This is a genomic window from Streptomyces polyasparticus (assembly GCF_014493765.1).
Classification (GTDB): domain Bacteria; phylum Actinomycetota; class Actinomycetes; order Streptomycetales; family Streptomycetaceae; genus Streptomyces; species Streptomyces polyasparticus.
Genome location: NZ_JACTVJ010000030.1, coordinates 95263 through 122254, shown reverse-complemented (window position 1 = coordinate 122254; position 26992 = coordinate 95263). Strand labels below are relative to the sequence as shown.

Annotated in this window: 27 protein-coding genes and 1 pseudogene; 14 read left to right on the top strand and 14 right to left on the bottom strand. The window is 68.9% G+C overall.

Annotated elements, in window-relative coordinates:
- Positions 1 to 50 precede the first annotated feature (50 nt).
- From H9Y04_RS41095 to H9Y04_RS41080, 4 genes are all read right to left on the bottom strand, one after another.
- Positions 51 to 461, bottom strand: a complete 411-nt coding sequence (locus tag H9Y04_RS41095) for an STAS domain-containing protein (protein ID WP_187819362.1) — start codon at positions 459 to 461, stop codon at positions 51 to 53.
- Positions 458 to 1342 carry an STAS domain-containing protein gene (locus tag H9Y04_RS41090; protein WP_187819361.1) on the bottom strand — a complete coding sequence of 295 codons (885 nt, stop codon included), beginning with the start codon at positions 1340 to 1342 and terminating at the stop codon, positions 458 to 460. Before H9Y04_RS41090 ends, H9Y04_RS41095 begins: the two co-directional genes overlap by 4 nt.
- 336 nt (positions 1343 to 1678) lie before the next feature.
- Positions 1679 to 2131 (bottom strand): ATP-binding protein, encoded by a 453-nt coding sequence (locus tag H9Y04_RS41085; RefSeq protein ID WP_187819360.1) that lies wholly within the window; start codon positions 2129 to 2131, stop codon positions 1679 to 1681.
- Positions 2132 to 2402: 271 nt separating this feature from the next.
- Positions 2403 to 3485, bottom strand: coding sequence for a protein kinase family protein (locus H9Y04_RS41080; protein ID WP_187819359.1), 1083 nt, complete (start codon positions 3483 to 3485; stop codon positions 2403 to 2405).
- A 308-nt stretch (positions 3486 to 3793) separates the two neighbouring features.
- On the opposite strand from H9Y04_RS41080, the gene H9Y04_RS41075 reads away from it, so the two are divergent.
- Both H9Y04_RS41075 and H9Y04_RS41070 read left to right on the top strand, forming a co-directional pair.
- A complete protein-coding gene (locus H9Y04_RS41075) occupies positions 3794 to 6685 on the top strand; it encodes a PQQ-dependent sugar dehydrogenase (protein ID WP_438818215.1) in 2892 nt (963 codons plus the stop codon).
- A gap of 22 nt (positions 6686 to 6707) precedes the next feature.
- Positions 6708 to 8486, top strand: coding sequence for a ThuA domain-containing protein (locus tag H9Y04_RS41070; protein ID WP_187819358.1), 1779 nt, complete (start codon positions 6708 to 6710; stop codon positions 8484 to 8486).
- 98 nt (positions 8487 to 8584) lie between these two features.
- Here the strand turns inward: H9Y04_RS41070 and H9Y04_RS41065 are convergent, their stop codons facing one another.
- The 3 genes from H9Y04_RS41065 to H9Y04_RS41055 form a co-directional block, all read right to left on the bottom strand.
- Positions 8585 to 9475: a trypsin-like serine protease gene (locus H9Y04_RS41065; protein ID WP_214662158.1), complete on the bottom strand. Its 891-nt coding sequence runs from the start codon at positions 9473 to 9475 to the stop codon at positions 8585 to 8587.
- Between the two features lie 416 nt (positions 9476 to 9891).
- Positions 9892 to 11493: a PQQ-binding-like beta-propeller repeat protein gene (locus H9Y04_RS41060; protein WP_187819357.1), complete on the bottom strand. Its 1602-nt coding sequence runs from the start codon at positions 11491 to 11493 to the stop codon at positions 9892 to 9894.
- An 89-nt stretch (positions 11494 to 11582) separates the two neighbouring features.
- Complete coding sequence (locus H9Y04_RS41055; protein WP_308801916.1) at positions 11583 to 12071, bottom strand: MarR family winged helix-turn-helix transcriptional regulator; 489 nt, start codon at positions 12069 to 12071, stop codon at positions 11583 to 11585.
- Between the two features lie 121 nt (positions 12072 to 12192).
- On the opposite strand from H9Y04_RS41055, the gene H9Y04_RS41050 reads away from it, so the two are divergent.
- Both H9Y04_RS41050 and H9Y04_RS48720 read left to right on the top strand, forming a co-directional pair.
- Complete coding sequence (locus H9Y04_RS41050) at positions 12193 to 13146, top strand: EamA family transporter (RefSeq protein ID WP_187819355.1); 954 nt, start codon at positions 12193 to 12195, stop codon at positions 13144 to 13146.
- A 46-nt stretch (positions 13147 to 13192) separates the two neighbouring features.
- Positions 13193 to 13306 (top strand): annotated as a pseudogene (locus H9Y04_RS48720) (short-chain dehydrogenase); the annotation flags it as partial.
- Here H9Y04_RS48720 and H9Y04_RS41045 read toward each other — a convergent pair.
- A complete protein-coding gene (locus H9Y04_RS41045; RefSeq protein ID WP_187819354.1) occupies positions 13276 to 13590 on the bottom strand; it encodes a hypothetical protein in 315 nt (104 codons plus the stop codon). The pseudogene H9Y04_RS48720 and the gene H9Y04_RS41045 sit on opposite strands and share 31 nt — an antisense overlap.
- Positions 13591 to 13674: 84 nt before the next feature.
- Between H9Y04_RS41045 and H9Y04_RS41040 the strand changes: the two genes are divergently transcribed.
- Together H9Y04_RS41040 and H9Y04_RS48025 are read left to right on the top strand one after the other, a co-directional pair.
- Positions 13675 to 14676 (top strand): helix-turn-helix transcriptional regulator, encoded by a 1002-nt coding sequence (locus H9Y04_RS41040; protein WP_187819353.1) that lies wholly within the window; start codon positions 13675 to 13677, stop codon positions 14674 to 14676.
- A gap of 401 nt (positions 14677 to 15077) precedes the next feature.
- Positions 15078 to 15701 carry a DUF4333 domain-containing protein gene (locus tag H9Y04_RS48025; RefSeq protein ID WP_187819352.1) on the top strand — a complete coding sequence of 208 codons (624 nt, stop codon included), beginning with the start codon at positions 15078 to 15080 and terminating at the stop codon, positions 15699 to 15701.
- Between the two features lie 155 nt (positions 15702 to 15856).
- Here H9Y04_RS48025 and H9Y04_RS41030 read toward each other — a convergent pair whose 3' ends face one another.
- Positions 15857 to 16237 carry a SigE family RNA polymerase sigma factor gene (locus H9Y04_RS41030; protein WP_187819351.1) on the bottom strand — a complete coding sequence of 127 codons (381 nt, stop codon included), beginning with the start codon at positions 16235 to 16237 and terminating at the stop codon, positions 15857 to 15859.
- A gap of 552 nt (positions 16238 to 16789) precedes the next feature.
- Entirely contained in the window at positions 16790 to 16999 is a 210-nt protein-coding gene (locus H9Y04_RS41025; protein WP_187819350.1) for a hypothetical protein, read from the bottom strand.
- A gap of 92 nt (positions 17000 to 17091) precedes the next feature.
- Between H9Y04_RS41025 and H9Y04_RS41020 the strand changes: the two genes are divergently transcribed.
- Positions 17092 to 17466 (top strand): toxin Doc, encoded by a 375-nt coding sequence (locus H9Y04_RS41020; protein WP_187819349.1) that lies wholly within the window; start codon positions 17092 to 17094, stop codon positions 17464 to 17466.
- 120 nt (positions 17467 to 17586) lie between these two features.
- On the opposite strand, the gene H9Y04_RS41015 is transcribed toward H9Y04_RS41020, so the two are convergent.
- Entirely contained in the window at positions 17587 to 17730 is a 144-nt protein-coding gene (locus H9Y04_RS41015; RefSeq protein ID WP_187819393.1) for a hypothetical protein, read from the bottom strand.
- A gap of 472 nt (positions 17731 to 18202) precedes the next feature.
- Between H9Y04_RS41015 and H9Y04_RS41010 the strand changes: the two genes are divergently transcribed.
- From H9Y04_RS41010 to H9Y04_RS40995, 4 genes are all read left to right on the top strand, one after another.
- Entirely contained in the window at positions 18203 to 19645 is a 1443-nt protein-coding gene (locus H9Y04_RS41010) for a diacylglycerol/lipid kinase family protein (RefSeq protein ID WP_236072055.1), read from the top strand.
- A 358-nt stretch (positions 19646 to 20003) separates the two neighbouring features.
- A complete protein-coding gene (locus H9Y04_RS41005) occupies positions 20004 to 21002 on the top strand; it encodes a terpene synthase family protein (RefSeq protein WP_187819347.1) in 999 nt (332 codons plus the stop codon).
- 88 nt (positions 21003 to 21090) lie between these two features.
- On the top strand, positions 21091 to 21900 hold the full coding sequence (locus H9Y04_RS41000; RefSeq protein WP_236072053.1) for an SDR family NAD(P)-dependent oxidoreductase: 810 nt from the start codon (positions 21091 to 21093) through the stop codon (positions 21898 to 21900).
- 385 nt (positions 21901 to 22285) lie between these two features.
- The gene (locus H9Y04_RS40995; protein ID WP_187819346.1) at positions 22286 to 22906 is read left to right on the top strand and encodes a hypothetical protein; all 621 of its coding nucleotides are present in this window, start codon (positions 22286 to 22288) and stop codon (positions 22904 to 22906) included.
- A 187-nt stretch (positions 22907 to 23093) separates the two neighbouring features.
- Here H9Y04_RS40995 and H9Y04_RS40990 read toward each other — a convergent pair whose 3' ends face one another.
- Positions 23094 to 23621 carry a hypothetical protein gene (locus H9Y04_RS40990; protein ID WP_187819345.1) on the bottom strand — a complete coding sequence of 176 codons (528 nt, stop codon included), beginning with the start codon at positions 23619 to 23621 and terminating at the stop codon, positions 23094 to 23096.
- A gap of 443 nt (positions 23622 to 24064) precedes the next feature.
- Here H9Y04_RS40990 and H9Y04_RS40985 point away from each other — a divergent pair, with 443 nt between their 5' ends.
- The 3 genes from H9Y04_RS40985 (at position 24065) to H9Y04_RS40975 (ending at position 26547) form a co-directional block, all read left to right on the top strand.
- On the top strand, positions 24065 to 24406 hold the full coding sequence (locus H9Y04_RS40985) for a hypothetical protein (RefSeq protein ID WP_187819344.1): 342 nt from the start codon (positions 24065 to 24067) through the stop codon (positions 24404 to 24406).
- A gap of 231 nt (positions 24407 to 24637) precedes the next feature.
- Positions 24638 to 25459 carry a hypothetical protein gene (locus tag H9Y04_RS40980; RefSeq protein WP_187819343.1) on the top strand — a complete coding sequence of 274 codons (822 nt, stop codon included), beginning with the start codon at positions 24638 to 24640 and terminating at the stop codon, positions 25457 to 25459.
- A gap of 2 nt (positions 25460 to 25461) precedes the next feature.
- Positions 25462 to 26547: an aldose epimerase family protein gene (locus tag H9Y04_RS40975; protein ID WP_187819342.1), complete on the top strand. Its 1086-nt coding sequence runs from the start codon at positions 25462 to 25464 to the stop codon at positions 26545 to 26547.
- A 21-nt stretch (positions 26548 to 26568) separates the two neighbouring features.
- Here the strand turns inward: H9Y04_RS40975 and H9Y04_RS47190 are convergent, their stop codons facing one another.
- A complete protein-coding gene (locus H9Y04_RS47190; RefSeq protein WP_306660223.1) occupies positions 26569 to 26703 on the bottom strand; it encodes a hypothetical protein in 135 nt (44 codons plus the stop codon).
- Complete coding sequence (locus tag H9Y04_RS40970; RefSeq protein ID WP_187819341.1) at positions 26700 to 26978, bottom strand: hypothetical protein; 279 nt, start codon at positions 26976 to 26978, stop codon at positions 26700 to 26702. The genes H9Y04_RS47190 and H9Y04_RS40970 overlap by 4 nt, the downstream gene beginning before the upstream one ends.
- Positions 26979 to 26992 lie beyond the last annotated feature (14 nt).

The window sequence follows — 26992 nt, the reverse complement described above, 5'->3', positions numbered from 1 at the left end:
CTACGGGCCGCAGTGGGCCGTCGGCTTGCTGTGCGCCCCGGGCGTAGCCCTCATCGTAGAGCGTCATAGGAGTCGCCTCTCGATGACCCTGGCGCCTGCTGCCACCCCAGGGCGTGCATGCCCTGTTCCGCGTTGAGGGCGGTCTCCACGCCCCTGAGCTGCAGCCCGAGTTCGACCAGCGTGATCGCCACGGCGGGCCGCATACCCGCGACGATCACTCTGGCTCCCAGCAGACGTGCCATGGTCGCGAGTTCGGTGAGCGTACGGGCGACGAACGAGTCGATCAGGTCCAGGCGCGAGACGTCGATGAGGACGCCGCGCGCGCCGTCGGCGACGATCCGCTCGGTCAGCTCGTCGGTGAACATCAGCGCCGAGGTGTCGTCGAGCTCGTTGAGGAGCCCGGTCACCAGGACGTCGCCTAGCCGCAGGATGGGCACGGCCGAAGGCCGCGGGGCGTTCACCGTGCGGCCGCCGTGATCTCCGAGCCCGGTCCGAGCGTCGGCTCGTCCGTGAGCCGGATGGCCGCGGCAAGGGCGTCGGCGAGGGTGGCCTTGGTCAGGATGGTCGACAGATCGATGCCGAGCTGGGCGATGGTCTGTGCGATCGGCGGGCGGATACCGCTGATGACACAGTCGGCTCCCATCAGTCGTACGGCGTTGACGGTGTGCATCAGATGCTGGGCGACGGCCGTGTCCACGGCGGGAACGCCGGTGATGTCGATGATGGCCACTTGGGCCTCGTGCTCCTGGATGGCCTGCAGCACGCTCTCCATCACGACCTGGGTGCGCGCGGTGTCCAGCGTGCCGATCAGAGGCACGGCGAGCACATGGCGCCACAACTGGACGACGGGGGTGGAGACTTCGAGCAGCTGGCGGCTCTGGCGCCGGATGATCTCCTCGCGGCCTTCGACGTAGGTCTCGAAGGACAGCGCACCGGCAGCGTCGAGCAGCCGGTTGATCAGTACCGCGGCGGCGAACAGCTCCGCCGTGTCCCGTGTGGTGTACTGCATCGCCTCAAGGAGGGCTTCCTTGAGGCAGAGCACGGCGAGGGATGTGTCGGTGGGGGAGGCGCCGGCGCGGGCCCGGTGCAGCGACAACTCCATGACGCAGGCACGCAGATCGCGGTGCGAGGCGACCAGACGGCGGACGGGCGTGTCGCCGGACAGGCCGTCCATGAGCGCCGAAAGCAGCTGAGCGGCCTCGGTGCGCAGCTGGCCCTCGTCCAGCTCGGCGGCGTCGGTCTGCTCCAGCTGCAGTCGTACCCATCGGTCGGCGATCTCTTCGTGACGTTCCCTGAGAGCGTCATGCAGACGCTCCCGGGTGGCATCTTCCCGCGGACTCACTAGCACCTCTCGCGCTCGACAATGGTTCCTCCGCCGCGATGCACGGCGGACGTGTCCAGTGAGCCGGTCAAGGAGGCTGACAAGGCAAGCCGACCTGGGCGGTCCTGGTTCACATCCGGCGCGATCACCACCGCGGCAGAGTTCGGCTCGCCGTGTACCCCCTTCACGCGGGGTGATACCTGGACGCCCGTGAAATTTTGAGGCGTACGGGAGTTCGTGTGGTCACCGGACCGAGGGATCGGTGTGCGATGCGTGACGTCTCACGTGACTCGGGAGGTGTGCGGGAGGCTCGGGCAACGCTGAAAGTCCGCCCGGAATACGCCGATGTCCGCCGCCTCAGGCCGTCGCCGCGAGGGTGGGTTCGTGGCGCGGCGGCAACGGGACCCGGGCGCTGACGACCTTGCCGTCCGAGCAGAGGGTGACGCTTACCTCACTGCTCAGCCGCTCGACGACTTTCCACCCGTATCCGCCGGGTGTCCCCAAGTCGGTGGCGTCGGCCCGTTCGGCCGGCAGGTGGAAGGAGTGGTCGGCCACGTCCAGGGTCACCTCGTCCTCCTCGACACTGATGCCGAAGGCCGCGATGCCGCCTCCGTGCGTCAGCGCGTTGCTGCACAGTTCGGACGTGACCAGAAGGATGTCCGCGACACGGGGATCCCGGGCGATCTCCCGGCTGTCGGAGCCGAACCGCGGAGAGAGCAGCCGCCGGACACGCGCGCGTGCCTCAGCCGGGGTGGCGGGCGGTCCGTTGGTGTCGGACGATCCGCTGCCGCGCTGGAAACGCCGGTGCATGACAGTGCCTTTCCTCGGGTGTTCTGACGATGCGAGCTGTGCTTCGTCAATCCGCGTGCCCTACCTCACACCGGTCATGCCCGGCCGGAATCACCTTGTAGGGCATTCGGGTGCCCTTTCCTGGATACGAGGGGGGTGATCGAGTGGGGCGGGTGGTCGCCACGACGTGGAGATCCAGTTGGTTGGGCGCGGAGCCATCGGTGCGGCAGGAGTGGGAGCCGGAGGACCTGATCGAGGTCTGGACGCTTCCTGAGGACGAGGTTGTGTGCGTTCAGCTGGGGGTCATGGTGCGGGCGCCCAGCAGCTGCTCGATCTCCGCGGCCGGGAACGGCGTCTGTTTGCTCTCGGTGAGCAGACGGTGGAAGAAGGAGTCCACGACGACGGTAGGGCGTGCGTGCCGGTCGATGATGGCCGTGATCGCAGGTGGGACGTCGCCAGGTCGCCGGCCCGAGATCCAGTCGTGCAGGAAGGCTTTCCGTTCCGTGTCACCGCGCACGCCGTCGAGCAAGTGGTACCGGAGCAGGTGGCTCGCGGTGTAGCAGCGGTCGTACGCGAGGTGGTCCCAGAGAAAGCCGGACTCGCCTGACGAAAGGTCGAAGCGGGAACTCAGGGCAAGTCCGAAGTCGGCGAAATAGAGCCGGCGGCCATCGGTCAGGATGTTGTCGAAGTGAGCATCGAAGTGGACAAGTCCGCGAGAACGCATGAAGGCAGCTCCGTCCATCAGGGCTTTCTCCACCCTCTGGAGGGGCGAGCCGTCCCCGCCTTCCGACACGGCGGTGTTGCCGTGGTCGGCCAGCCATCCGGCGAGTGTGTGCGGCACGTGCTCCAGGAAGACCACCAGGCTGTACGAGGACTGGCCGATGGCCTCCAGCCGCTCACGAACGGCGGCTGATCCATCCCAGTGAGCGACAGCCCCCTCCAGGCCCCCGAACTCGTCGGTGAATCCCTCGGGAGGGGAGTCAGGCAGAATCCGCCAGTGGTACATGAGGGGGAATCCCGCATACTCGTCGCCGAGAACCCAGTTCGTGGTCATGGTGTGCACGGCAAGCTCCCGCCAGGCACCGAACCCGGCCGAGCCCACACCGTACTGGTAGAACATCGGCAGTCCGAAGATATTCGCCGTCGACCGCACGTTCCCCGGGCGCAATTCGATGTCCGTCAAAGGGATCCGCTTGACGAAGACGCGCGTTCCGTTGACGTCCAGCTCTGCCGACCTGCCGCCGATGCCCGCCCCGAGCGGGGCAGCGGCTGCCACGACGTCCCCGAGCCGGTGGTTGCTCAACAAGGAGAGCTGAGTGCTCACGGTCCCGTAGCCGGCCAGGCGCGCGGAACGCAGCGCATCCCGGTCCAGCATCGACGTCTCCTCGGCGCCCGAACCAGGGCTTCGGCAATCCCGCGTACGGCACCGACCTTACGGAGTCCGTGTCCGAAGCGGCACCGGGCACGCCCTGCCTCCCGGCACCGACGACGGCCTTTGTCCTGGCCGTGGAGAAAGAAATGAGCATGCGCGCCGAAGGGCTTCCCGGATCGGACCAAGGCCGCTAACTTCCTGAAATGGTCCGGTCAACTCCCTGGAGTGCCGGGCCATATGGCGCGACGGCGCGCGCCCAGCTCTCCCTTGCCCGTCCTGTTCAGGCATTCACCCCCCAACGGGAGGCACCCGTGCGCACACGCACGTCCAGATCCAAGAGAGCCCCGAGACATATCAGATCCCGCCGCCTGCTGGCGCTGTTCGCGCCGGTCCTGCTCGCGGCCGGCTCTCTGAGCCCGGTCGCAGTGGCCGCAGAGGACTCCCAACAGGCCGCGGCCTCAGCGGATCCCCAACAGGCCGCGGCGGCCGAGGAGTTCCAGCAGGTCACGCTGGCCAAGGGCGTCGCCGAGACCGGCGAGCCCATGACCATGGCCGTGCTGCCGGACCGCTCGGTGCTGCACACCTCGCGCGACGGCACGCTGCGGCTGACCGACGCCGCCGGCACCACCAAGGTGGCCGGCAAGCTCGAGGTCTACAGCCACGACGAGGAAGGCCTGCAAGGCGTCGGCGTCGACCCGGGCTTCGCCTCCAACCGGTTCGTGTTCCTGTACTACGCACCGAAGTTGAGCACCCCCACGGGCGACGCCCCCGCCGACGGCGCGGCCGCGGACTTCGCCCCGTTCGACGGCGTGAACCGGCTGTCGCGGTTCGTCCTCAAGCAGGACGGCACCCTCGACCTCGCCAGCGAGAAGAAGATCCTCGACGTGCCCGCCTCGCGCGGCATCTGCTGCCACGTCGGCGGCGACATCGACTTCGACCAGGCCGGCAACCTCTATCTGTCGACCGGCGACGACACCAACCCGTTCGCCTCGGACGGCTACACCCCGATCGACGAGCGCGCCTCCCGCAACCCCGCCTACGACGCCCAGCGCAGCGCCGGCAACACCAACGACCTGCGCGGCAAGATCCTGCGTATCAAGGTCAACGCGGACGGCACGTACTCCACGCCGACCGGGAACCTGTTCGCCCCGGGCACCGCGAAGACCCGGCCCGAGATCTACGCCATGGGCTTCCGCAACCCGTTCCGGATGAGCGTCGACAAGGCCACCGGCATCGTGTACGTCGGGGACTACGGCCCCGACGCCGGCACCGCCAGCGCCACCCGCGGCCCCGCCGGACAGGTGGAGTTCGCCCGGGTCACCAAAGCGGGCAACTTCGGCTGGCCGTACTGCACCGGCAAGAACGACGCATACGTCGACTACAACTTCGCCACCAGCACCTCCGGCGCCAAGTTCGACTGCGCCGCACCGAAGAACACCTCCCCGCGCAACACCGGCCTCACCGACCTGCCGCCCGCGCAGGCCGCCTGGATCCCGTACGACGGCGGTTCGGTGCCCGAGTTCGGCTCCGGCTCCGAGTCACCGATGGGCGGCCCCGTCTACCGCTACGACGCCGCCTCCACCTCGGACGTCAAGTTCCCGCAGTCCTACGACGGGAACTTCTTCGCCGGCGAGTTCGGCCGCCGCTGGATCAAGCGGATCGTGCAGGCCGGCGACGGCACCGTGCAGTCCATCAACGCCTTCCCCTGGGCCGGCACGCAGGTGATGGACATGGCCTTCGGACCGGACGGCGCGCTCTACGTCCTCGACTACGGCACCGGCTACTTCAACGGCGACGCCAACTCCGCCCTGTACCGCATCGAGCACGTCACCGGCGGCCATGCCCCCGTGGCCCAGGCCAAGGCGAACGTCACCTCGGGCAAGGCGCCGCTCGCGGTGACCTTCTCCTCCGCCGGCACCTCCGACGCGGACGGCGACGCCCTCACCTACGCCTGGACCTTCGGCGACGGCGGCACGTCCACCGCCGCCAACCCCGCGCACACGTACACGGCCAACGGCCAGTACACGGCGACGCTGAAGGTCACGGACTCGACCGGCAAGTCGGCGACCGCATCCGTGCAGATCACCGTCGGCAACACGGCGCCCACGGTCCGCGTCGACCTGCCGCTCGACGGCGCGATATACGACTTCGGCGCGGCCATACCGTTCAAGGTGACGGTGACCGACCCCGAGGACGGCACGATCGACTGCTCCAAGGTCAAGGTCAACTTCATCGTCGGCCACGACAGCCACGGCCACCCGCAGACCTCGGCCACCGGCTGCACCGGCACCCTGCAGACCCTCGCCGACGGCGAACACGACCCGAACGCCAACATCTTCGGCGTCATCGACGCCGAGTACACCGACAAGGGCGCGAACGGCCAGCCCGCGCTCACCACCCACGACCAGCACGTCGTCCAGCCCACCCACCGCCAGGGCGAGCACTACTCGACCTCATCGGGCGTCCAGGTCGTCAGCCACACCCCGGCGCACGGCGGCAAGACCGTCGGCTACATCGAGAACGGCGACTGGATCGCCTTCACCCCGTACGCGCTCGGCAATGCCACCAAGTTCACCGCACGGGTCTCCTCGGGCGGCACCGGCGGCACCATCGAGATCCGCGCGGGATCGGCCACCGGCACCCTGCTCGGCACCGCGACCGTGCCGGTCACCGGCGGCTGGGAAACCTTCCAGAACGTCACGGCCAACCTGACCAACCAGCCCGCCGCGTCGACCACCCTCTACCTCGTCTTCAAGGGCGGGACAGGCTCACTGTTCGACGTCGACGAGTTCTCCTTCACCACCGGCACACCCACCGCCCGTACGGGCGCGGTGAAGGGCGTCAATGGCAAGTGCCTGGACGTGCGCAGCGGGGCGAGCGCCGACGGCACGCAGATCCAGATCTATACGTGCAACAGCTCGGCGGCCCAGCAGTGGACGGTCGGTGCAGCCGATCAGACGTTCAGGGCGCTGGGCAAGTGCCTTGATGTCTCGGGTGGCGGCAGCGCGGACGGCACGAAGATCCAGCTGTACACGTGCAACGGCTCCGGTGCGCAGAAGTGGGCGCCGCAGTCGGACGGCACGGTCCGCAACCCGCAGTCCGGCAAGTGCCTGGACGCCTCCGGCGGTACGTGGAACGACAGCACCCCGGTCCATCTGTGGACCTGCCATGCCGAAGCCAACCAGAAGTGGACCCTGCCGTAGCGGGATGGAGGTGGATCGCATCATGCGTACGAAACTCTTCACGCGCCCCGGACTGAGGACTCTGCTCGGTCTGTGCGCGGGCACCGCACTGCTCCTGAGCCCGCAGGCCGTCGCCCAGCCCACACCAGGGACGGCGCCGACCGGCAAGCAGCAGGCGCGCATGGCCGTCGCGGACCCGGCGTACAAGGTGCTCGTCTTCTCCAAGACGGCGGGATTCCGGCACTCCTCGATCGACGAGGGCATCACGGCGCTGCGCTCACTCGGCACGGCGAACAACTTCACCGTGGACGCCACCGAGAACGCCGCGGCCTTCACCACCGGCAACCTCGCCCAGTACAAGGCGGTCGTGTTCCTCTCCACGACCGGCGACGTCCTCGACAGCGCCCAACAGACCGCGTTCGAGACGTACATCAAGGGCGGCGGCGGTTATGTCGGCATCCACGCCGCCGCCGACACCGAGTACGACTGGCCCTTCTACGGAGGCCTCGCCGGCGCCCTGTTCCAGTCGCATCCGGCCATCCAGCAGGCCACGGTCAAGGTCGAGGACCGGGCGCACGACGCCACGGCCCATCTGCCGACGACCTGGCAGCGCACCGACGAGTGGTACAACTACCGCACCAACCCCCGGACTTCGGCCCACGTCCTGGCCTCGCTCGACGAGTCCAGCTACTCCGGTGGCAGCATGTCCGGCGACCACCCGATCGCCTGGTGCAAGGACTACCAGGGCGGCCGCGCGTTCTACACCGGCGGCGGCCACACCGAAGGCTCGTACACGGAGACGGCGTTCACCCGCCACCTCCTCGGCGGCATCCGCTGGGCCGCCGGCATGACCGAGGCGGACTGCCGGCCCGAGACCGGCTACACCTCACTGTTCAACGGCTCGTCGACCACCGGCTGGAAACAGGCGGGCCCCGGCGGCTTCACCCTGTCCGACGCCACACTCACCTCGTACGACGGCCTCGGCATGCTCTGGTACAACGCGAAGGAGTTCACCGGCGACTACTCCCTCAAGCTCGACTGGCGCATGGCCGGCGACGACAACTCCGGTGTGTTCGTGGGCTTCCCGGCCTCCGACGACCCCTGGTCGGCGGTGAACAACGGCTACGAGATCCAGATCGACGCCACGGACACCGCGGACCGCACCACCGGATCGGTCTACGGCTTCAAGTCGGCCGACCTCGCGGCACGCGATGCGGCCCTGAACCCGCCGGGGGAGTGGAACACCTACGAGCTCCGCGTCACCGGCGAACGCCTCGAGATCTTCCTCAACGGCCGGAAGATCAACGACTTCACCAACACCGACCCCGCCCGCAGCCTCAAACAGGGCCACATCGGCCTGCAGAACCACGGCACCGGCGACGACGTCGCCTTCCGCAACATCCGCATCAAACAGACAGGCGCCCCCGACCCGACACCCCGTACGGGTGCGGTGAAGGGCGTGAACGGCAAGTGCCTGGACGTGCGCAGCGGGGCGAGCGCGGACGGCACGCAGATCCAGATCTATACGTGCAACAGCTCGGCGGCCCAGCAGTGGACGGTCGGTGCAGCCGATCAGACGTTCAGGGCGCTGGGCAAGTGCCTTGATGTCTCGGGTGGCGGCAGCGCGGACGGCACGAAGATCCAGCTGTACACGTGCAACGGCTCGGGTGCGCAGAAGTGGGCGCCGCAGTCGGACGGCACGGTCCGCAACCCGCAGTCCGGCAAGTGCCTGGACGCGTCCGGCGGCACGTGGAACGACAGCACCCCGGTCCACCTGTGGACCTGCCACACCGGCCCCAACCAGAAATGGACCCTGCCGTAAGTCAAGGAACGAACCGTGCATGGAGACGCGCCACCGAGTCTCACCGACTCCGTGGCGCGTCCACGCATCCCCATGTCGATTCGTGAGGTGCTCAGTGCTCAGGGCAGCCGCACGTACGGGGCGAGGAAGGCCCGGGCGCCAGAGGTGTCCAGGCGGTACGTGACGTTCGTGGCGTAACACGGGGTGTCGCCGGTGATGGTGGTGGCGACGAGCGTGCGTGTGCCGTCGAGCATGGCGAAGTTGGGGCCGCCGGAGTCGCCGTAGCAGGCGCCGCCGTTGCCCTGAGGCGCGGTCATGGACAGGCGGAGCCAGGCATTGTTGAGGGCGTTGAAGGTGACAGGCGCCTTCATGCGCACGCCGCCACCGGGGTGCGTGTGGCCGCCGGGTCCTCGCGCGGCCTCCTGGGTGCCGTATCCGGCGACGGTGAAGTCGGTGGACTGCAGGCCTTGCGGCGCGGCGTCGCCGAGTTGCCCGGCAGTGGGCAGTTTCGCGGGGGTGAAGCTCCACCGGGACGCGACGGCGGCCGCGGGCAGCTCCACGACGGAGATGTCGTGGGTGTCAGACGCCGGACCCGGGTAGCCGGGGTGATTGACCGCTTCCCCGCCCACACCGACCGCTGCGGCCTGCGCGGCCGGATTCCCGGGGAACCGCTTCGCCGCCGCGTCCAGCCCGCCCTGCACGTCCTGGTCGAGGGAGACGTAGAACCGTACGTTGGCCGGCCAGTCGGTGGTGCAGTGCGCGGCGGTCAGGAAGGTGTCGGCGTCGACCATCGTGCCCGAACACACCCAGTCGACCCGGTCCGGGGTGGCCGGATCCGCGTCGTTGTCCCAAGTGGCGACGAGCGCACCGACTTCGGTGCGCTCGGGCGCCGGGGTGGCGTTGTAGGAGTTGATCGCGGCAGCGGGCGTGACGGCGAGCAGGGCGGAGCACGCTGCCGCCGCGCCGGCCGTCAGTACGGCGGCTATTCGATTGCTGCTGGTACGTCTCAAGAGAACAAGCCCCTCGATGAGGTGAATGGAACGGAAGTTCTCCTGTGGGAGGTGACCGCGATTGAATCGGCTGACGCCCTTGCTGGCAAGAGCGCCGGAGAGCCACACCCGGCGCCACCCCTCACCTCGGCGGGCAGCACACGGTCCCGCCCGCCGACAAAGAGCCCGCACAGCCCGTGCGGTCACGGCGTCAACAACCCTTCAAGGATGCCCCGTTCGCGACGGTGACTGCGTCCGGACCCGTGGACGGTTGCGCCCCTCACCGCCTTCCGATCTGCCGCGTGGTGCTGCTGATGCCCCAGGGGAGGCCTCCTCTCACTGGTACGTCCGTCCGGTCGAGCCGGACGCTGAGGGATGACCTGGGGCTGTCCGCGATCGCGGTCGGCGCGAGACGGATAGCGGAAGTTCGCAGCCCGCTACGGAGCGTCCCGTACTGCCACGAGGTCGTTGAAGACGCCCACATACGCCGTGCCGTCCGGACCGAGCGTCACCGGCGCCCAGTTGTTGTCGTAGGCGATGCCAGTGCCGACCAGCTTCTTCCAGCGGCGCTCTCCCGTACGGAAGTCCACCGCGGTCAGGTACCAGGCGTCGATGCCCAGCGCGCTGGGGTCCTTCTCGTAGAAGTAGAGGAGGCCGTTGGCCGTGGACAGTTCGGGGACCGTGGACGGTGAGCGGACCTCGCTCTCCCAGACCGTGTCACAGCCGCTGCCGTCCGGGCGGACGTCGATCCGGGCGGCGCCGCCGACCACGCTGCGGCCGAACGTCAGCGAAGTGACGTTCTCGTAGCCGTAGTTGTTCTCCACGACCAGGCTGTTGCCCCAGCTGATCAGGGAGTTGTCGGTGGTCGATGCGCCGGAGCCGAAGACGGGGACCTTGCAGACGAGACGCTGCGCGTCGGGGACGCCGGGGTCGCGGCGGTAGCCGAGGACGTTCATCCAGTCGTCGGCATTGTCGGTGATGGCGACATAGCGCTCGCCGTGCGCGCCGAAGAGATCCGGCGTCGTGCCCGAACCCTGGTTCACCGAGCCGGGCTTGGTGCCCGTACCCCGGTCGTACGTCTGCTGCCACAGCGATCGCGGGGTGCCGTCCGGCGCCGTACGGAAGCTGTAGAGGGCAGGGTCGGTGACGATGGAGACGCCGTCCTCGGCGACCGAGAAGGAGTTCTGGATCTCCTCGCCTGCCAGCCGGATCGAGCGGATCGTGCCCGTGACCGGATCGACGGTGCCGATGCGTCCCTGACGGGTCACCCACCAGATGCGGCCCTGCCAGTCGGGCATCACGGAGGTGACGGGATCGCACTCACCGCTCGGATACAGGTTGGTCCAGCTGACACAGTCGTGCGGAACGTGACCGGTCAGATCCCAGTCCGCATCGACCCTGAACTCCCAGGTGCCGTCCGCCTTCTGTACGTGCGCGAGGCGGACGATGTGCTGGCGTGAGTCGGCCAGGACGAGACAGTCCTGATCGTCGAGGTAGGAGTAGGCGCCGCCCGAGGTGTCCTTGAAGATCCGGGAGAAGTCGAGCCGGGTGATCGCCTCCACCGTGGAGGGCCGCTGCGGCAGCTTGTACTCGGCGAGCGTGTCCAACGATTCGGGGTCGAGCACCTTGACCAGGAAGCCCTCGAACGTGCCGCACACGGTGACGATCCGGCCGGCCGAGTCGAAGGTGACGGTGGCGCACTCGCCACCGAGGGCCGCCATCTTCTCGCTGGAGACGGCGGGCTGCTCGCCGAGCGGACCGCTCCAGGGATACGTTCCGCTTCCGGCCGCGTCGGCGTGCATACCGCTGCGCCCGTTCGGCGCGAGATGCGGGTGCTGCGGAGGTGCCTGGCCGGGCAGCGGGGCGGCCGCCGCGGGTCCGCCCGCATAGTCGTCGACCAGCCGGTGGCCCGGCGCCTTGGGAATGTCCTCGGCGTACGCGGGGGCCACGGGGGCGCCGAGCGTCAGGGCGGGGGAGGCCAGGGCGGCCATTGCCAGGGCGAGGCGCAGGCGCAGGTGTATGCGTGTGGATCGTGGCATGCCGTGAAGCTAGGCCGGGCTGCTTCAACTCCCCAAGGAAGTAGGGGAGTTGTTCATGAGGCCGCAATGATGCCGGCGGGCGGGGCGTTTCACTCGGCGTCCGGTTGCTCCAGGCGGTCGAGCCACGCCGTGAGCAGGACCTCCAGCTGTGCGGCCTCCTGCGGGGACACGGCGTCGAGGAGGGCGCGTTCGTTGCGCATGTGGTCGGTGAAGGCGCGATCGATCAGCTTGCGCCCGGCGGGCGTGAGCGCCACCACGCGGCCGCGGCCGTCGCCGTCCGAACGGCGCCTGGTGACCAGGCCGTTGTGCTCCAGGCGGTCGACGCGCTTGGTCATCGCCCCGGTGGTCACCATGGTGTGCGCCGCAAGCTCGCCGGGCGCCCGTTCGTACGGAGCGCCCGCCCGCCGCAGCGTGGCCAGCACGTCGAACTCGCCCTCGCTCAGCCCGTACTGCCCGTAGACGACACACAGCCGCTGGGTCAGCAGCGCGCCCAGGCGGTGCAGCCGGCCGATGACCGCCTGCGGCGAGACATCCAGATCGGGCCGCTCCCGTGCCCACTCGGCCTGGATACGGGCCACGTGATCCAGCGGGCGCACATCGTCCTGCGCGCCGGCCCTCGTGCCGCGTTCCGCGGCGTCTTTCGTGCGCTCGTTCGTCACGCTCGACACTATACCTTCCAAGAAAGCTATTATATCTTCCATGGAAGGTATAACGCGATGGTTGCTGGTCACGGCAGTAGCACCGGTGACCTGGGGCACGACCTACTACGTCACGGGCGCGTTCCTGCCACCCGACCGACCCCTGTACGGGGCGGCCATCCGGGCCCTGCCCGCCGGGCTGCTGCTGCTCGCCCTGAGCCGGACCCTGCCGAGCGGGTCCTGGTGGTGGAAGTCCCTGGTCCTCGGCGTCCTGAACATGGGCGGCTTCTTCGCGCTCGTCTACCTCGCCGCCCAACGACTGCCGGCCAGCGTGGCCTCCACCGTGATGGCCGCGGCCCCGCTGGTCATGATGCTGCTCGCCTGGCCACTGGTAGGGGAGCGGCCCCGGACGCGACAGCTGGCCGCGGCCGTCACCGGCGTGGCCGGGGTATGTCTGATGCTGCTGACCGCAAGCGCCTCGATCGACCCCGTCGGAGTGCTGGCATCGGCGTGCGCGCTGGCCATGTCCTGCGTCGGCTACCTCCTCGCCAAACGCTGGAACGACGGCACCGACACCCTGGCCTCCACCTCGTGGCAGCTCACGGTCGGCGGCCTGGTCCTGCTCGCGGCCGCCGCGGCCGTCGAGGGATCGCCCCCGGCCCTGGACGGCCCCGCCCTCGCCGCGTTCGCCTACATCACCCTCGTCGGAACAGCACTGGCCTTCGTCGCCTGGTTCGCCGGGCTGCGACGGCTCCCCGCTGCCACCGTGGGACTCGTCGGCCTCCTCAACCCGGTCACCGGCGTCCTCCTGGGAACGGCGCTCGCCCACGAAACCCTGACCGTCCGCCAACTCCTCGGCCTCGCCCTCACCTTGACGAGCGTGGCACTCGCGCGGCCGGCGAAGTCCGGGGCTCGCGCGGCCGGCGGCTCCAGCACCGTCACCCCGCTTATGGCCGCTGCCGCTTCTCCGCAAAGCGGTGCCACGAGCCGGCCCGCCCCGTCGGGTCGCGGCTGACGGTGGTGAGCGGATCACCCCGCCTGAACCCAGGCTCCTCACCGGACGCACCGACACCCAGACCGTCGAGCAGGGCGCCGAGACGGTCGTCCGCATGGCGCAGACCGGCCCCGACGGACCGACCGGCGGCTACGTCGACGCCGAGGTCTCACCGCCCTGATACTCCTCGGCGGTCTCCAGGATCCGCGTCCGAGGTGTCCCGGCCAGCGCCGGCGCGTTCTCGGGCGACGCCCACACGCGTGACCGCAGGAATCCCAGGAACCGCTCGGCGTCGGCCACCTCGTCGAAATCCAGGTCCACGACGATGTACGCGGGGTCGTCGACGGGCCGCTGGACGCGATGACGCCGTACACCGGCGTCGGCGCGCGCGGCGGCAAAGCCGTCGAAGGCCGCCTTCCAGGTGGCGAAGTCGGTGATCGGGTGCTCGATGTGCAGGGTCGGCATGATTCCTCCTTGGTCTCCGCCACCAGGCTGCGCCGGGCCGCGCGCCCGCGTACATCCCAGAAACGTGGGGGATACGCTCGGCGCATGTCCGGACGGGACCGCATCGTGCGGCTGTGCGAGGCGGGCGGCGACGCCCGGGAACTGCGCCTGCGGCTCCTCGACGAGCTGCGTGCGGCGATCGGCTTCGACGCGTACGCATTCCTCCTCACCGACCCGGAGACCCAGGTCGGCTGCGCCCCGATCGCCGACGTCCCGGTACGGCGGGAGCTGCCCCGGGTGATCCGCCTCAAGTACCTGACCCGGGCGAACCGTTGGACCGGAATCGAGGACGTCGCCCTGCTCAGCGACCTCCCCGACCGCACGGTGAGCCCGCTCTGGAGCGACCTGCTGCGCCACCACGGCATCCGCGACATCGCCTCGACGGTGTTCCGGGACCGCCACGGCACCTGGGGCTTCCTCGACCTGTGGCGGCGCGACCGCGATTTCACCGCGCAGGAGGCGGCCCGCCTCGCGGACCTCGCCGCGCCCATCACCACCGCACTGCGCCGCAGCCAGGCCGCCACCTTCGTCGTACGGCCGTCCCACGATCCCCGCCCCGAACCCCTCGTGCTGGTGCTGTCGCCCGACATGGAAGTCGTCGGCCAGACCCCCGGCACCCACGCCTATCTGCGCGTCCTCGTCCCGCCGGAGCACGGCCGTCCGCCCGTGCCCGCCGGCGCCTACAACGTCGCCGCCCAGCTCCTGGCCACGGAGGCCGGCGCCGACGGCCATCCGCCGTGGGCGCGGGTACATCTCGCCGACGGGCTCTGGCTGACGCTGCGGGCCGCACGCATGGAAGGCGCCGTCGCCGTCACCATCGAGGAGTCCTCACCGGCCGAACGGCTGTCCGTCTTCTGCCGGGCCCACGCCCTGAGCGCCCGCGAGACCGAACTGCTCGGCCTCCTCGCCAAGGGCGCGGACAGCCGCAGCGTCGCCCGTGACATGTACGTCTCCGAACACACGGTCCAGGACCACCTGAAGTCCGTGTTCGCGAAGACCGGCACCCACAACCGGCGTGACCTCCTCGCCCGCGCCCTCGGCACGTAGGCCCGAAGCCACGCGGATCCCCGGCTGCTCGGACATGGCCGAACCCCTGGCCCGCAACCTCGTCGGCGAGCAGCGCACCCGCGGTCATGAAGCGGTCGCCCACGGGACGTTGAGCCGGGCTCCTGCTCCCCGTGGGCAGCCTGTTCGAAGCGGACGACGCCCGCCGCCGCAACGACCAGCATGCTCGCTCTCTACGAGGCGGGGAATCACCATCGTGCGCCTGGAGAAGCCTGCTCCGTGTCGCGCTGACAGTGATACGCGCAGGCCGGCCGTGTTTGCAGGCGCGGCCCCAGGTGTCCGTGATTTTCCTGCCTGTGGAAGTGTTGGATCACCGTGGCGTGGCGGATGCAACGCATCCTTGCCGCGGTAAAGATCCGTAGGTCGTCTGGAGAGTTGTGCGCGTGCGTGGTGTGAACGGGGTTCTGGTCGCTGTCGTCCTCGGGGCGGCTCTGGTGGGCTGCTCGTCGGACTCGGAGAAGCCGTCGGCTTCTTCGGGCAAGGCCGCGGAGGGCCAGAAGGTACTGCCGCAGAAGTTGTCCGCGCCGACGCCGGCGCAGAAGGCCTGGGAGGCGAAGCCGGCCACCGCCGAGCCCGCATCCGACGCACCGGCCTCCGACCAGCTCGCCTACGAGATCGAGAAGAAGACGCTCGCCATGGCGCACGCGCCGGGGAAGTCGACGGCGACGTGCCCGAAGGACGTGAAGGCGAAGAACGGTGAGCGGGTGACCTGCACCGCCACCTATGAGGGCGAGAAGGTCACCTGGACCGTCACCTTCGGCGGCGAGGGCTGGATGCCCGGCTCCACTTCCTTCCAGGCGGTTCCGGACACGGGCCTGCTGACCAAGGTCGGCGTCGCCAAGCTGCTGTACGGCAACTACACCCCGAAGTTCGTGGCCTGCAACAACATCCCCGACGTCGCCAAGGTCGCGCTGAACCAGCCGTCCAAGTACAAGTGCGCGATCGACAAGGAAGAGGAGATGTACGCCCAGGGCGTCCGCTCCACCGACGCCGGACCGCGCGCCTAGTGATCAAGCAGTGCCTGGCGCAGCCTCGGAATTGAGCGATCACATGCTGGGCCCCTCACCCCGCCATCCGGCGTGGCGAGGGGCCAATGACTGCGCCGGGCGCGCGATCGCGCACCCGGCGGCGCGCCCTGTTCACCCGCCCTGTCCCGTCGCTGCTAACCGGACTTCTTGGCGAACCCGATCAGCGTGCCTTCCGCACCGGGCACGAGGAGCCGGGACCTGGCCGTCGCGAAGCCGGGGAGGACGAAACCGTGAGGGTCGCTCTCCGACGAGATGGGCGCTTCGGGGTGAGGCGCGGGAGCGAGCCGGTAGGACCAGACGACCTTGCCGTTCCTCTGGTCCAGCACGACCCCCGCCACGCGTACCCAGGCCCTCGGATGGTCGACCGCGCTCCACTCGAGGAACAACATGGTCACAGCTTCCTGCGCCGCGTCCTGGGCGAGCTGCTGAGGGAATCCGAGCACCACGAGGTGAAAGACGAGCGCCGCGTGATCCTTCCGGACGAAGGCATCGAACTCGTCGTCAGAGCGGGGCATCGCACGGAACGTCCCTTCTGCTGCTCGTACAGCGCCGCTGTTCGGATTCCTCCCAGCGCGCTGATGGCCTTGAGCGTCCCGTCATCGGCGTCCCTTGCGGAAGGGGCGCAGCAGCAGATAGGTGAGCGCCGCCGAGATGGCCGTGGCCCCCAGTGACTGGGTGGCGGTGTAGACCGCGATGACCGCTGCCACACTCACGCCGGTGCCGGACTCCATCACCGGAGCTGCGTCACCCGATGACCCACGATCAGAACTGCCCCTTGCATGGGGCCGGTTAATGTGTCCCATACGTCTGAGTGACGTGTGATCTTGAGATCGTGCACGGGCCGTGACACTTGACGGCGCTTGCCTATCCGGCTCGCGGCTTCCCGACCACGATCCGCGTTGTCCCTCCCTGCACTGCTGCGCCCAGGGAACCGAGCGTGCGCCGTCTGTGGCCTGCGCGGATCCGTCCCGGCCGGAATGTGCGACGACTGTGCGATGGCCCTGGGCCGGCTGACGGAAGCGGCCCCGGGAACCCGGGGCCGCGTTGACCTGTCTGCTGCGCGTTCGTCAGAAGCCGCACCACACATCGGATCCGAAGTCGTCCAGGGTGTCAGTGCGCATCCATCCCGCGACGCCGGTGCGGACGTTGCGTGCATAGGTCCAGTGCATGGCGCTGTCGCCGCTCCAGGCGCCGACTGTGTAGCAGTGATAGTCCATTTTGTCGGATGACCCGGCGAATCCGTTGATCCCGCAGCCGGTGCTGGAGCCGGAACGCATGTTGCCGCCGTCGGCGGTGGCGTTCCAGGCGCTGCCGTCCTTGTCAGGTGCGGTCTTGCCGCAGGGCGCGTAGGCGAGCGCGACGCGGCCTGATGATCCTCTACATCGACGTCGCCTGGCTTCTGGACGTCCAGGAGCAGGCGGTCCCCGAAGACGTGTCCGTCGCCGACTACTCGGCGCTGGTCGCCGCGGTCGCCCGGCACAGGACGAAGCTGCCGACCCTCGCGGCCGCCGACCCGGACACTGCCTGGCGCGCGGCCGCGCTGCTGCACACCGTCGTCCGCCTCGAGCCGCTGCCGTACCGCAACTCGCTGTTCGCAGCGATCGTCGCGGCCCAGTACATGGGGCAGTGCGGCGAGGCGATCGATCCGCCGTACGGGGGGTTGTCCGGCCTCGTCCGCAAGATCCATAGCGGTGGGGTCGACCTGTACGCGGCGGCCGAACAACTCCGGTCCTGGCGTATCTGACGACCGAAGCCGCTACGGAGGAGGTGCCTCGCCGTCGCCTACCGCGGCCCGGCCCGCCGTGCCGGGAGTGTGTGCGCCACGTTCTACGACGGTGGCATCACGCGAAGCGACGAGAGCGCCCTATGCCTTGCGAGGGTGCTGAAGGCCGAAGACGTTCTGGAGCCTGTTCAGCTCCTTCTCGGCCGCCGACCGCACGTCGCCGGGGACGTCTCCGAGCTCCTTGACGAGTTCGTCGTAGATCGGGGCATCGGTGCTGGCGCTCACTGCAGTTTCCGTTCTTCGTCTCACATACCTGAGCCCGGCGCGCTGGGCGTCGGGCTCAGGTGAGTCTACGGGGCTCGCGGAGGCGCCGTACCCGCACCCGGTACTCAGGCGGGACGGTGGCCGGCCGATTGTTCCCCGCCCGTCCGATCGCCTGCTGCGACAGGGGTCGGTGCGCTTGAACCTCAAGGACCCGCCTTCGAACCTCGGCAGCAACGGCAGGCCGACGCGAGGCCCCTACCCGAACCGATGGTCGATCCGCCCGCGGATGTCCGTCCGGCAGCGCCGCTGCCGGTGCCGACCGAGGGCGATCGGGGCGACGCTAAGGTGAGGCGATGCCGTGGTCCGTTCCGGTCGCGCGTCGTTGATTCTCGAAACGCAGGGGTGTGGCGAGCGCATGAGCCAGTCCGGACGACTGTGGGGGATACCGGGGACGGCGCGTAGGCCGTGGAGGCCCCTCACCGCAAAGCAAGGCATGCGACCGAGCTCGGCGGCGCAGACGCTGCGCGCGATCGCCGGCCACGACGCGGTATGGCTCGGCGCCGCGGCCGCACTGGGCATGGCCGGCGGCAGGAGCGGCCGCAGGGCCGCGCTGCGAGGCATCGGTTCCGTGGCGATCGTGTCTGCGCTCCATCACGCCATGGTCAAACCTGCCGCTCGCAACGCCAGGCCTGTGCGTGACGCGTTCCCGGCCCTGTTCCCGCGCCCAGGCACTGCGTCCCTGCCATCCAGCCCGCTGGCGCCGGCCGCCGCTTTCGCGTCCGGCGTCGCTCTTGAGTCGCCGCGATACGGCCTGGTGGCACTCCCGTTCGCCGCGGGGCTCGCTGCTGTACGAGGCCGTACCGGGCCCGTGCATCGGGCACGGGTGGCGACCGGACTGGCCATAGGGGTGGGCGCCGCGTTGCTCACTTGCCGGTGGTGGCCCGTCAAGCCCGAGGCCGCCGCGGCTGCCGCGCCTCCGCGCAGGCCGGCACCCGTGCTTGCGGGTGGCAAGGGTCTGCATGTGGTGGTCAATCCCTCCTCCGGAACCTCATGGACCCAGGACACCGCCGAGGCGCTGAAGGAGCTTCTTCCCGAAGCCGAACTCACCGTCTTCGAACCGGGAGACGACCTGGTGGCTCTGCTGGACGCCGCTGCCCGCCGCGCTGTCGAGGAGAACGGGGCGCTGGGGGTGTGCGGCGGCGACGGCACGGTCAACACGGGCAGTGCGACGGCAGTCCGTCATCGTGTGCCCCTCGCCGTCTTTCCCGGCGGCACCTTCAACCACTTCGCGGTGGACCTGGGCAATCAGACCCTGGAGGACGTCGCCCGCGCGATCCACGCGGGAGACGCCGTCGTCGCCGACGTGGGCCGAGCAACGTCCTCCACCACCGAAGCCGCAGGCTCCGCGCCTGGCGAGCAGCAACTGTTTCTCAACACCTTCAGCATCGGCGTGTACTCCGAACTCGTGCATGCCAGAGAACGACTGGAACGCCGGATCGGCAAGTGGCCCGCGCTGACCGTGGGCCTGGTCAAGGTGCTCGCGACCGGCACACCGCTCTCCGTGGTCATCAACGGCAGGCCCCGGCGCATCTGGCTGCTCTTCGCCGGCAATGGTGTCTACCACCCGGCTGGTTTCGCTCCCACCTACCGCACCCAGCTCGACGACGGGCTGCTCGACGTCCGCGCGGTGGAGGCCGGCACCCCACTGGCCCGCACCCGTCTGCTGCTCGCCGTCCTGACCGGAACGCTGCACAACTCCCGGGTCCTCAGGACCGCCCAGGTACGCCGTCTGGAGCTGGAAGTCCGCGAAGGCGAACCGCACTTCGCGTACGACGGAGAGGTGACCGAGTCGACCTACCGGCGCCTGATCCTGGACAAGCTGCCGAAGGCGGTCACGCTGTACCGCCCTGCCGACCAGGACCAGTGGCTGCGCTGACCTGACCGCTGGCGGACGTCGGCCCGGTCTGTCCGAGGGAGAGCTGTCCGGTGACTGCTCGTCGCCCGTGTGTGACGTCCCTTCCGGCAAGGCACGGCCAGGTCCTGGCCGAGAACGAGCAGGGCGGCGAGGCACCCCGTCGACGTGCTCCAACATCTCGGCGTCCAACTGGCAGTGGCGGTCCCGAGGTCCGCGCGGAGGCTGCGCTCCCGGCGCCGGCGCCGATGGCGAAGGCCCTCTTGAAGCCGCGGGACGAGCCGGCTGGCGAAGGGCTGAATTCCGACTGGTGATCTGGGCTTTCTGGGCCGTGCACTGTCAGGGGGTTCGGTCCGTGCGCTGCGACGGGGGAGGGGCGGTCATGCCGCAGGATGTGGACTTCGGGCTGCCGTTCCCACCGCGGATGAGCGCGGACCTCGCCTCGGCCACGCGTCACAACACCGACTGGGTCAGGGAGTTCGGCCTGGTCGTGGGCGAAGCGGCGGTGGACTGGTACGTCAGCTGGGACATGCCGAAGCTTGCGGCTCGCGGCTACCCCTACGCCGCGGGTGACGGGCTCGCGCTCTGCGCCGACACGATGGCCTTCTTCTTCCTCTTCGACGACCAATTCGACGGGCCTCTGGGCAGACAACCCAGCAGGGCGGCCGTCGTCGTACGCGACCTGATCGGTGTGGTCCACGACCTCCAGCCGCGCACCGAGAATCCCCTGACCCGCGCTTTCCGCGACATCTGGGCACGCGCCCGGCACGGTGCGGACTCGCCGTGGTGTGTCCGCACCGCGCACGAATGGGAGTACTACTTCGCCTCATACGCGCACGAGGCGATCAACCGGTGCCGGGGAGTACCCGCGGACATGGAGCGCTTCCTGGAAGTGCGCCGCGGCATGTCGGGCACCGGCCTGCCCATCTCCCTCGGGGAGCGGGCTGCGGGTGTCCAAGTCCCGCCGGTCGCCTTCCACAGCCCGCAGATGCGGATCATGCGGCAGATCACCACGGATGTCACCTTCATGTGCAACGACGTCTACTCGCTGGAGAAGGAAGCCGCCCGGGGCGACATGGACAACGTCGTGCTGGTCATCGAGAAGGAAAACGGCCTGTGCCGTGCCGATGCCATCGGCGAGACATGCCGCCGGGTGCGCCGGCGGTGCACACGGTTTTGTGAACTCGCCGCGGAGATACCTGCCTTGTGCCAGGAGCTGGGCCTCGACGCAACCCGGACCAGCGCGGTTCACCAGTACGTGGAGGTCATGTCCGCATGGATACGCGGCTATCACGACTGGGAGACCGAGACCTTGCGCTACACCACCTCGCACCAGGTCGTTCCGCATACGCGGCCCGGGTACTTCCACGGACTCCTGTGAACCGCACGCATTCGCCGTGACTCGTTCCTTGGCCGGTGCCCGCTCCGCACGGCCCCTTCCACGGCATGCCGATCGAAAGGTGACCCCGATGACTCGCCACATGCCCGCCTCCGTACCCACGCTGGTGACCGGTGCCGCCAGCGGAACCGGCCGGCACATCGCCGCAGTGCTGGCCACGCGCGGCGCCCCGGTGGCGGCCGTCGACCTGGACGCGGTGGGCTTGGCCGAGGCGTCGGCCGACTCTCCATCGATCACCCCATGGGTATGCGACCTCAGCGACGAGGCCGGCGTGCACGACACCGTCAAGCGGGCCGAGGAACAGATCGGCCCGATCCAACGGGTGATCCACTGTGCGGGGATCGCACCAATCGGCCGACTCCTGACCGTGCCCACCGCGGATATCGAACGCGTGATGAGCGTCAACTACCTGGGCACGGTCCATGTTGCCCGCGCCACCGTCCCGAGCATGATCGACAGTGGCCGAGGGGCCTTCACGGTGATCGCCTCGATCGCGGGCTGGATACCCATGGCCGACATCGGCGCCTACAGCGCGTCCAAGGCGGCCGTCATCTCCTTCTGCGAGGCCCTCGCCGCCGAGTGCAGGCGCACCGGCGTCCGGATCGTCTGCGTCTGTCCGGCCGCGGTGGAGACACCCATGCTCAAAGCGCTGCGCCGCTCGCGCCCCGACATCGTCAATGACAACCCGGGCATTCCTCCCGCCGCGGTTCTGGCCGCCGCGGAGAGAGCACTGGACAAAGGGAAGTTGTACGCCTTTCCCGGCAGGGGCAACACCACCCTGTGGAGAGCCCGCCGACTGGCACCCCTTGCCCTCAGCGGCGTCCTCGAGGCTGCGGTGAAGCGACAGCGGACACGCAGGCCGCCGGGCGGTGGAGGCTGAGAGGCCGGTTCGGTTCTGTCCGCGTCCGGCCGGTCGAACGGATCCCTGTACGCGCGCAGGTCCCGATCGTGTGGACCGGCCGCATCCTGCGCGCTGGCCTGGCCACCGAGGGACGCAAATAGGGCAAGGGCGCCGTCGCCATCCCCCGCCAAGGCGGATGGGCGCCCAACAGCCGGGAGCTGCTCGGCTACATGCGCGGCCGCCGACGAGTTGGACGAAACGCCTCCGCAGGCTTGACGTAGCCCACGTTCCTAACCGGAAGCAGCCTTGTGTCTTGTCCCGAGCCGCGACCGGAACACCCTAGGCCCGGCACGATCGTGGTGTGGATCTGTCCCGAAGGAACAGCGAAGCCCCGCGCGGGCGTTACACGCCGAGGCTGTGGCCCGTGTCGATCGTCGCCCCCGTGACGCTGCTGTGTGTGGGCTTCCTGGGTATCGGGCTGTACCTTCTGGTGCGCATCTGGCTGGACGCCGACTGCGGCACCAGCAAGCAGGCCAGCGTCAACGATGTCATCAAGACCACCGTCACCATCCTGACCCTGATTGGCGCGATGCTGGCCGGCCTGTACGCCTACCGCAAGCAGCTGCTCGCCGAGGGCGACGCTCACCGCGCCGATGCCTCCCAACTGGCCGAGCGGTACACGACAGCCGCAGAGCAGCTCGGGCACGACCAGGCCGCCGTCCGTCTTGCCGGCGTCTACGCTCTTGCTCGCCTTGCGGACGATTGGGCGAGCAACGACAGGTCTGCATCGACGTGCTCTGCTCGTACCTGCGGATGCCGTACCAGCCTGTCGCCACAGATCCCGGCTATCGGGAGGGCGAGCGCGAGGTCCGGCTCACGATCATCCGAGCCATCCGTGATCACCTCAGGTCCCCGGACTCAGATACTTCCTGGTGTACGGCGTCCCTTGACTTCACCGGGGCACTCCTCCACGGAGGAGACTTCTCCGACAGCCACTTCTTCGGCGAAGTCACCTTCAAAGGCGCGACGTTCCACGCCGAGCTGATCACATTCCGCAGATCAACCTTCTCCTCCCCCGTGACATTCGAAGAGGCAAGGCTCAGCGTTGGGAAGGCCTCCTTCGAGGAGGTGAAGTTCGCATTGAGCCAGAGGGGCGTCCCAGAACCCGGTGTGCGCGATGGTGGAGTGAAGCGTGCGCATCGTGCCGGGCAAGCGCGCACGACTCACTCCATTCAGCTCGCGGGTGACCCGCTGCTGCCGGAGTTGCCTTCGCCCGGTTCTCCCTTTGCGAACCTCCGCCGAAGCGACCGCGCGGCAGGCTTCAACTTGTCGTGCCAGAACGGCTTCACGTGGGGCGCGGCGAGAAAGGCACCGGCCACCATGCCGATGGCCGCGACCTCTTTCCAGCTGGTCTCACGCTCGTCACTGCCGTCGTGGCGCGGGCCCGGATCGACGTGCTTCGCCTCCTGAGGAGGAACGTCGTCGGACGGAGCGCCGCCTCCAGGATTGGCCTCCATGTCGGCCCACAGCGCAGATGCCGTCTCATCGGACCACGTCCGCGTCTCCCATTGCGGGTTGTACTGCGCGGAGCCACCCGTGCCACGCGAATGGTGCTGCTCCTGGCCGTACTGCCGGCCCTTCTCGGTGAGCCCATATGCGCCAGGCTTGCCATACAGGTAACCGTGCGCCTTCAGGAGCTCGTTCATCTCGCGGGCCGATCGCCCGAACTCCCGGCCCAGCACCCGCGCGGACTTCCCCATGACCCAACGCCCCCTCCTGGCCAACCCTGTCTGCGACGCTACCGCAGGGCGTATGCGCGAACCGTACGAATCGGCTGCCCGGACTGCTGATCAGGAACCGGCGTCGTCCCAGAACTCGGGCGCGGGCGATGTGTCCGCGGTGACGGGCGGTGTGCGCTGGGCGAGGAGCGGGTGCATGGCGGCGTTCTGCCGGATGAGCCGACGGCCAGTGCGGCACCGCTCCACCCGGCACACCCGCCAGCACGTTCTCCCCGTTCCTCGCCGAGAACCTCATCAACGGCACCTGACCCTGCCTGCGGATTTCAGGTCTCTACAAGGTTCACGCGAGGTCGCTGCGTCAAAGTGCCCCTGACGTACGTACCGCGATCACCCACGGAGGATTCATGGCCTTGCGTAAACGGACCGCTGCTCTCGCGCTCGCGGGTGCACTCACTGCGGTAGGCATGAGCAGCACCGGAGCTTCCGCCTACGAGGCCACACCCGAGAAATGCTTCTCCGCCCCGAAGAAGTACAGCAAGAGCGCGGGTAGCGCCACGTTCAGGTGGACCGGGACCAAGACCACAACGAACTGCAGCGACATCCACATCCGGCCCAAGTCGATGTGGGTCAACGTGAAGGTGTGCTTCCTCAAGAGCGATGGCAGCACCATCAACTACTGCCAGACCAACTTCACGACGGCACTCGCAGACAAGCGGACAACTATCGCCACGGACGTCAAGGACGGCACCAAGTACTGGCTGCGGTTCGCGACCATCGCCGCATCAAATGGCGAGATCTACCAGTAGCTGATTGCGACTTCGCGGCGAAGTCCATGGGCTGCCGTGCGGATGTCCCTGAAGGCCGTCCGCACGGCAGTGCGCCGTCCGTCACCTTTCCGCAGGAAGCCCTAGGCCGGCCCTGACCGCTCCCCTCTGCGCGGCACAGGGACACCGGTGCTATTGACACCTGCGCGGAGCGCTGAATACGGTCACGCCAAGATTTCGAACGTGTGACGAAATTTCGAACAGAGGAGTTCCGTGACGGCCCCGCCATCACCCCGCCGCCCGGGCGTCGATGCCTTGGCCAGGCTCGGCCATGGCGTACACGACCTCGACGCGGCCGACGCCTCGCCGTACACCTTCCCCGACGACGGCATCTGGCGTACCGAGATTTCTTCGGTCGAGGGGCCCGAGGCGCTCGCCGTGGTGCTCAAGGAGAGCTCGCTCCTCGATGTGCCGGTCCACCGCATCAGCCAGGGCAGCGGTGTGTGGATGCTGTCCGACGCCGAGATCATCGGCTGCCACGAAGACGCCCTACGGGCCACAGAGTTGGGCGTCAAGTGCCTGCTCATCGCGGATGAGGACGTGCTGTGGGCCCTGCACCGCGCCCGCCTCGAAGGCATCATGCCCGCCGATACCACCCTGAAGGTCTCGGCCCTCATCGGCCCGGTCAACCCCGCCTCGTACGCCGTCTTCGAGCAGCTCGGCGCGGACTCCCTGAATGTGCCGTCCGACCTCACGCTCGACCACTGCACCGAGATCCGCCGGGTCTCGAGTGCGCCGTCGGACATGTACGTCGAAGCGCCCGACGACCTCGGCGGCCATGCATGCATGTACGAGATCGCAGAGCTGATCCGGCGCGGCGCACCCGTGTATCTGAAGTTCGGCCTCAGCAAGGCGCCCGGCATCCATCCGTACGGCGCGCATCTGCGCGATCTCACCCTCGATACCGCTCGCGAGCGCGTACGCCGGGGCAGGCTCGCCCTCGACCTCCTCGCCCGGAATGGAGCCGACGACGGGATGTCACCGCCCGGTTCCCGCCAGCCCGGCAGGCTCCGGCGCTTCACTGGAGGTTGCTGATCATGCGGATCCCTACAGATGCCACAACCCGTGCCGCAACCGGCGAGTTGTTCGGCGAACTCGCCGACGGCACCGAGGTTCATCGCTGGACGCTGGCCAACGGCGGTACCCGGCTCAAGGTCCTCTCGTACGGCGGCATCGTGCAGTCCCTGGAGATCCCCGACCGCCTGGGACGCTGCCGCAATGTGTCCCTCGGGTTCGCCGGACTCGATGACTACGTGGAGTCCAGCCCGTACTTCGGGGCGCTGATCGGACGCTATGGCAACCGCATCGGCAAGGCCCGCTTCACGCTGGACGGCACGACCTACCCGCTCCTCGCCAACGAGAGCGGGAACAGTCTGCACGGCGGACCAGAGGGTTTCGACAAGCGCGTGTGGGACATCGAGCCGTTCACGGACGGCCAGGACATCGGCCTTGTGCTGCGATGCACCAGCGCCGCCGGCGAAATGGATTTCCCCGGCAAGCTCACCACAAAGGTGGTCTACACCCTGACCGAGGACGGCGCCTGGCGTATCGACTACGAGGCGACCACCGACGAACCCACGGTGGTCAGCCTCACCAGCCATGTGTACTGGAACCTGGCGGGCGAGGACTCCGGCAGCGCGCACCACCACGAGCTGAGCATCGAGGCCGCCCGGTACACACCGGTCGACGCGGGGCTCATCCCCACCGGGGAGCTCGCCGAAGTGGCCGGCACACCCTTCGACTTCCGGCGGTCCAAGACAGTCGGCCGGGATATCCGGACCGCGCACGAACAGCTCCTGCACGCGAAGGGCTTCGACCACAACTGGGCGCTCGACAAAGGCCTCACGGACCGCCCCGAGAAGGTGGCGACACTGCACGACCCGGCCTCGGGCCGCACCCTGGAGCTCGCCACGATCGAGCCGGGCCTGCAGTTCTACGCAGGCAACCTCCTGGACGGCACCCTGGTCGGTTCGGGCGACACGGTCTACCGGCAAGGCGACGGGCTATGTCTGGAAACCCAGCACTTCCCCGACTCGCCCAACCACCCCTCGTTCCCGTCAACGGTGCTGCGCCCCGGCGAGACGTACCGGTCGACAACGGTGCATCGCTTCTCGGCGCACTGATTCCTGTGCGCCCTCACGCCCTCAGGCCTGCGCGTCGGCCACCGAGACCCCGAAGTCCGGGGTCCGGTCGGCCCGCCGGCGCAGTGCCTGGACGCGGGTGTGCTGGTGGGGATCGCCGAGCGGGTCTCCGCCTACGGCCGCCGGGGTCGTTCTCACCCCACCTGGTCCACAACGAAAGCGTCGCCCTCATGCACACCGTCAGCGTCGCCCAACACGTAGTGGCTGAACTCGTCTTCGAGGACGCAGAAGGTGCAGCCGATGTGTTCCCGGATATGACCTGAGCCTGGTTTGCCACGCTGCGCAAAGGACAGCGTTCGCGCCGTCGAGCTGATCCGCTGTCCCTGCCCCGGGGCGGATCTCGGCGCCCGCCGCCGACCGGCGCGATAGGGGCGGGAAACCAGCTCGATAGCACTGCGGGTCAGCGTCTTCACCAGGATGGTCGTGC

What these genes read in the sequence shown, in the direction of transcription:
- H9Y04_RS41085 (WP_187819360.1), bottom strand. Translation starts at nt 2,131, where the DNA reads ATGCACCGGCGTTTCCAGCGCGGCAGCGGATCGTCCGACACCAACGGA.
- H9Y04_RS41080 (WP_187819359.1), bottom strand. Translation starts at nt 3,485, where the DNA reads ATGCTGGACCGGGATGCGCTGCGTTCCGCGCGCCTGGCCGGCTACGGG.
- H9Y04_RS41070 (WP_187819358.1), top strand. Translation starts at nt 6,708, where the DNA reads ATGCGTACGAAACTCTTCACGCGCCCCGGACTGAGGACTCTGCTCGGT.
- H9Y04_RS41060 (WP_187819357.1), bottom strand. Translation starts at nt 11,493, where the DNA reads ATGCCACGATCCACACGCATACACCTGCGCCTGCGCCTCGCCCTGGCA.
- H9Y04_RS41050 (WP_187819355.1), top strand. Translation starts at nt 12,193, where the DNA reads ATGGAAGGTATAACGCGATGGTTGCTGGTCACGGCAGTAGCACCGGTG.
- H9Y04_RS41045 (WP_187819354.1), bottom strand. Translation starts at nt 13,590, where the DNA reads ATGCCGACCCTGCACATCGAGCACCCGATCACCGACTTCGCCACCTGG.
- H9Y04_RS41040 (WP_187819353.1), top strand. Translation starts at nt 13,675, where the DNA reads ATGTCCGGACGGGACCGCATCGTGCGGCTGTGCGAGGCGGGCGGCGAC.
- H9Y04_RS41030 (WP_187819351.1), bottom strand. Translation starts at nt 16,237, where the DNA reads ATGCCCCGCTCTGACGACGAGTTCGATGCCTTCGTCCGGAAGGATCAC.
- H9Y04_RS41025 (WP_187819350.1), bottom strand. Translation starts at nt 16,999, where the DNA reads ATGCGTTCCGGCTCCAGCACCGGCTGCGGGATCAACGGATTCGCCGGG.
- H9Y04_RS41020 (WP_187819349.1), top strand. Translation starts at nt 17,092, where the DNA reads ATGATCCTCTACATCGACGTCGCCTGGCTTCTGGACGTCCAGGAGCAG.
- H9Y04_RS41010 (WP_236072055.1), top strand. Translation starts at nt 18,203, where the DNA reads ATGCGACCGAGCTCGGCGGCGCAGACGCTGCGCGCGATCGCCGGCCAC.
- H9Y04_RS41005 (WP_187819347.1), top strand. Translation starts at nt 20,004, where the DNA reads ATGCCGCAGGATGTGGACTTCGGGCTGCCGTTCCCACCGCGGATGAGC.
- H9Y04_RS41000 (WP_236072053.1), top strand. Translation starts at nt 21,091, where the DNA reads ATGACTCGCCACATGCCCGCCTCCGTACCCACGCTGGTGACCGGTGCC.
- H9Y04_RS40990 (WP_187819345.1), bottom strand. Translation starts at nt 23,621, where the DNA reads ATGGGGAAGTCCGCGCGGGTGCTGGGCCGGGAGTTCGGGCGATCGGCC.
- H9Y04_RS40985 (WP_187819344.1), top strand. Translation starts at nt 24,065, where the DNA reads ATGAGCAGCACCGGAGCTTCCGCCTACGAGGCCACACCCGAGAAATGC.
- H9Y04_RS40975 (WP_187819342.1), top strand. Translation starts at nt 25,462, where the DNA reads ATGCGGATCCCTACAGATGCCACAACCCGTGCCGCAACCGGCGAGTTG.